At 42.1% G+C, this 1,229-nt stretch carries 2 protein-coding genes; both read right to left on the bottom strand.

The annotated features are described in order from the left end of the window. On the bottom strand, positions 1 to 619 hold a 619-nt coding region (locus R6242_RS22210), incomplete at its 3' end, for a DUF6708 domain-containing protein (protein WP_318431073.1). An 11-nt stretch (positions 620 to 630) separates the two neighbouring features. Continuing rightward, positions 631 to 1,140: a hypothetical protein gene (locus R6242_RS22205; protein ID WP_318431071.1), complete on the bottom strand. Its 510-nt coding sequence runs from the start codon at positions 1,138 to 1,140 to the stop codon at positions 631 to 633. Between the last annotated feature and the right edge of the window lie 89 nt (positions 1,141 to 1,229).

Below are 1,229 nucleotides of genomic sequence, written 5' to 3'. Positions count from 1 at the left end.
TTGAAGGCAATTGCCCCAGCATCACCACTTTTGAAACATGCACAAATTCGAAAGAATCCCAATCGTATTCAACAATCACGGTAGGCCAAGGATAAAATGGATTACGTTTTTTGAAGCTATTTCTAACGTACTCAATAAGACCAGGTAAATCTCTAAAAACACGGTAAACTTTTTTCTTTTCTCTATCAAAAAACAAGCTGTCGTTTTTAAGTGCAAACATATCCGCCCTTAGCGGGTATAGCCCAAAATGAAATGCAACAAAAGAAAAAAAAGAACTAAAAATAAATTGAACAATCGAGATTAAAACGAAAATAACTCTATCGCTATTAAGTAACCAAGTAGATAAATAGGTGCCATACAACATAAGCGGGAAGAACCCAAAAATAATGAGCAATGCAAATACCGTTACAAGGCCTCGCTGATAATGAGTAGTACTGGCCAGCTCGATGGCAGCTGGATAGATCGTTTTAACTTCGCTCAGCGTGCTGCCACTTTGCCGCGTGGTTGTTTTCTTATTCAGATATGTGACAATGCCCAAGCTGGATGCATTGATCAATGCTGGCGGGTATTCACCTTGCAGTACACGATAAGCAGTTGTGGTTGCCGTATTTAATGTCATTTTTAATAAGCTCACGGATATTTAATCGAGGCGGGTGCAGATTTATTTACGGGCGAAGATTTATTAGCGTCTGAAGGTTTTTTTTCTTCATATTTAATTTGAGGTTCAGATTCAGTTTGGCTGCTCTTTTTCAAAGCCTTAAATAAAGCTTTTTCTTCTTCTGCCGATGTATCAAATCTATTTGCCTTACCAAAAAAGCAATCTTCGGCCCAATCCTGTAGCGCGGTGGGTGTTAGCATTGCAGAGCCAGAATATGCAAGTACCCCCAGCCCCATTAAAATCAAGGCCCAGCCGGTTAAGCTCATACCCAAAAGAACAATACCTCCCTCAGAGGCCACCGCTGTGGCAGAAATAATTTTCCCTGTTTGCAGCCATATAATGGCTACCTCAAAAGTTGCCCCGACACCTACTGCCCCACCAGCACCATATAAAATCCCAGTACTTCCCCATGCTAAAAATGCACTATCATCATTGCGCTTAAACCGTTCACCTGCAAAAGTAAAAGCCTGCGCAGAATCCACCAGCAAAGCTCCCCAGCCTGCAAAACCACCTATGGCTTTCAGCCAAAGTGTCGTAGCCCCATGCTTCGCAAATTGTGCTGCAGCAATGC

Source organism: Iodobacter sp. CM08 (assembly GCF_033446605.1).
Taxonomy (GTDB): Bacteria; Pseudomonadota; Gammaproteobacteria; order Burkholderiales; family Chitinibacteraceae; genus Iodobacter.
This window is presented reverse-complemented; position numbering and strand designations above follow the sequence as displayed.